Raw genomic sequence first — 3,240 nt, 5'->3', positions numbered from 1 at the left:
AGGCTGCTGCAGCCGACCGGCCCGGTGCGGCCCGACAGCTACGACTTCTCCTTCGACAGCTATTTTTCCGGTATCGGCGCCAGCGGCTTTTTCCTTGGCAATCCAAAGACAATCGCCAGCGAAGATGCGCCGCCCTCGGCGCGCCTGGCTTCCACGATCGAGAAGGCGCGGGAGAGCATCGCCAACCACATCCGCGGCCAGGTCGGCGGCCCGGAGGGCGAGATCGCCGCCGCACTGATAGTCGGCGTGCGAGCGGGCATCCCCGATGAGATCAACGAGGCGATGCGGCGCACCGGCATCTATCACGTCATCTCCATCTCGGGCCTGCACATGGCGCTGGTCGCCGGCACCATCATGCTCTTGCTGCGCGGGGCCTTTGCGCTGTTTCCCGACTTCGCCTCGCGCCGGCCGGTCAAGAAATATGCCGCCGCCGCCGCACTCGTCTCGATCGCCGCCTATCTCGTCTTTTCCGGCATTGTGGTCGCGGCCGAACGCAGCTTCATCATGCTGGCGGTGATGCTTGTCGCCGTGTTGTTCGACCGGGCAGCGCTCACCATGCGCAATCTGGCGATCTCGGCCATCGCCGTCATCCTGGTGTCGCCGCACGAAGTGGTCGGCCCGAGCTTCCAGATGTCCTTCGCCGCCACGGCTGCCCTGGTCGGCGCCTATGCCGGCTGGGCCGACTATCGCGCCGACAGGACGACCACGCCGCCGCCGAAGCGATCGTTCCTTCGCTTTACGTCGCGCAAACTGGTGATGGGGATGGGTGGCCTTGCCATGACCTCGATCATCGCCGGCAGCGCCACGGCGCTCTTCGCCATCTGGCACTTCCAGCGCGTTTCGCCACTCAGCCTGGTCGCCAACCTGGCCGTCATGCCGATCGTTTCGGTGGTCATGTTCCTGGGGGTCGCCAGCGCCCTGACGATGCCGTTCGGCCTCGACTGGCCATTCCTGTATCTGATGGGCAAGGGCCTGACCGCGATGATCGCGATCTCCGGGTGGATTTCCGAACGCTCGCCGGTCGATGCCGTCGGGCTGATCTCCATCCAGTCGGTGCTTTTCGTGACGATAGCGCTGGTCATCGCGACCATGGCCACGACCTGGCTGAGACTTGCGGCGATCCCCTTCGCTCTGGCGGGCCTGCTGACGGTTTCCAATACCCGCACGCCCGATGTGCTGATCTCGGAGGATGCGCATCTGGTGGCGATGCCGATCGGAGGCGGCGAGCTCGCCGTCAACCGGGTGCGGTCGAACGAATTCACCACCGACAATTGGAAACGCGCGCTGGTGGCCGAGACCATCGTCGAGCCGGAGACCTTCGAGACAGGGGATGCACGCTTCGACATCGATCCGCTCGACCTGCCGCCGGGCTCGCCATTTTACTGCAGGGACGGGCTATGCCTTGCCCGACATCCGTCAGGCGCAATCGTGGCGCTCGCGGAAAACCGCAAGACGGCGCGGCCGGCCTGCGCCTTCGCCGACCTGATCGTCATCGACGACGCCACCGCCTACAGTCCCTGCTGGAATTCGCTGGCCCTCGTCGTCACCAAACGTCAGCTCGCCGCTCCGGCAGTGCCGCTGTCTTCTTCGATCCGCAATCGGCGAGCGCGCAAGCAACAATCCGCTACGCGGTCGAAAAGCCCTACCGGCCATGGCACGAGCAGCGCAAATACTCTCGCGAGGCGAGGGGACTGCCGCCTTACCAGAGACCCGAAAAACCGGTGGTCAAACTGGCGCCGTCGGCTCAGTAGCGCCGGATCAGGCCGACCAGCTTGCCTTGCACCTTGACCCGGTCAGGGCCGAAGATGCGGGTCTCATAGGCAGGGTTGGCAGCTTCGAGCGCGATCGATGCGCCCTTGCGGCGGAAGCGCTTCAGCGTCGCCTCTTCCTCGTCGACCAGCGCCACAACGATCTCGCCGGGGCTCGCCGTGTCGGCGTTGCGGATGATGACCGTATCGCCGTCGAAGATACCGGCCTCGATCATCGAGTCGCCCTTGACCTCCAGCGCATAATGCTCGCCGCCCGAGATCATGTCCGGGGGCACCGAGATCGAATGCGTCTGGTGCTGGATGGCGTCGATCGGCACGCCGGCGGCGATGCGGCCCATTACCGGGATCGACACCGCCGACACAGCGTCGTCGTCATTGCTGGGGGTACGCGACGGCGACGCCGGTTTGATTTGCCGACCGAGATTGCCCTGTCCCAGGCTTCCCTGGATGACGCTCGGCGAAAACTTCTTCGCCGCATTGAGACCGGGCGCGATCGAGTCAGGCAGGCGCAGCACTTCCAGAGCACGCGCCCGGTTCGGCAGCCGGCGAATGAAGCCGCGCTCTTCCAGCGCCGTGATCAGCCGGTGGATGCCCGACTTCGAGGCGAGATCGAGCGCCTCCTTCATCTCGTCGAACGAGGGCGGAATGCCGCTTTCCTTCAGCCGTTCATGGATGAACATCAGGAGTTCATGTTGTTTGCGCGTCAGCATGGCGGCCCCCACGGGTTCTGAAACCAGAATCAGAAAAACAAACCCAGAACAAACACTATCTGTTCCAGTTGTGTTCCGCAACCGTTTAAAGTTTAATGAATGCGTTGACGTTTTGTTCAGCGTAGCATCAGCACGCGGCAAGCGTCGCCTGCGGCTGCAGCCGGGGCGAAGGGCTCCCGCACGACAAGGCCGTTGGCGTCGGCGAGCATGCGCAGCATCGAGGAGTCCTGGATGCCGAAGGGGGTGGCAACCATTGAGCCGGCTTCTTCGCGGACCACGGCGCGCACGTAATCCTGCCTGAGATCATTGGCCTGCATCGCCGTGCCCAGGCGTGCCTCGCGCAGGTCCTGCCGGAAGTCGCGGCCACCGAGTCGCGCCAGCAAGGGCTTCAGGAACAATTTCGAGCAGACCAGGCTGGCGACAGGGTTGCCCGGCAGGCCGATACAGCGCGTGCGCCCCATCCGGCCGAACATCAGCGGCTTGCCCGGGCGCATGGCGATCTTCCAGAAATCGAGCGTCATGCCTTCGCCGGTCAGCACGTCGTGGATCAGATCGTGGTCGCCGACCGAGGCGCCGCCCAGCGTGACGATGACATCGGCCTGCTGCTCGACGGCCTGCCTGACCAGCGCGGCGATCGCTTCCTTGCGGTCGGCGGCGATGCCGAGATCGAGCGCGCGGGCGCCGACCGACTGAGCGGCGGCGGCGACGCCATAGGCGTTGGACGAAATGATCTGGTCGGGACCAAGCTCGCTGCCGGGCGG

At 65.1% G+C, this 3,240-nt stretch carries 2 protein-coding genes and 1 pseudogene; 1 reads left to right on the top strand and 2 read right to left on the bottom strand.

The genetic code is table 11. The features are described from left to right. Positions 1 to 1,751, top strand: a pseudogene (locus EOA33_RS29230) (ComEC/Rec2 family competence protein); the annotation flags it as partial. Here the strand turns inward: EOA33_RS29230 and lexA are convergent. Together lexA and EOA33_RS29220 are read right to left on the bottom strand one after the other, a co-directional pair. Continuing rightward, a complete protein-coding gene (lexA, locus tag EOA33_RS29225; protein WP_126054478.1) occupies positions 1,745 to 2,479 on the bottom strand; it encodes a transcriptional repressor LexA in 735 nt (244 codons plus the stop codon). The pseudogene EOA33_RS29230 and the gene lexA sit on opposite strands and share 7 nt — an antisense overlap. Positions 2,480 to 2,595: 116 nt before the next feature. Continuing rightward, positions 2,596 to 3,240, bottom strand: a 645-nt coding sequence (locus EOA33_RS29220; RefSeq protein ID WP_145989335.1) for a molybdopterin molybdotransferase MoeA, incomplete at its 5' end; no start/stop codon positions are given.

The sequence above is a fragment of the Mesorhizobium sp. M4A.F.Ca.ET.050.02.1.1 genome (assembly GCF_003997725.1).
In the GTDB taxonomy this organism is placed as follows: Bacteria; Pseudomonadota; Alphaproteobacteria; order Rhizobiales; family Rhizobiaceae; genus Mesorhizobium.
Note: the sequence above shows the minus strand (reverse complement) of the source record. Positions and strands in the feature narration are given on the sequence as shown.

What these genes read in the sequence shown, in the direction of transcription:
- lexA (WP_126054478.1), bottom strand. Translation starts at nt 2,479, where the DNA reads ATGCTGACGCGCAAACAACATGAACTCCTGATGTTCATCCATGAACGG.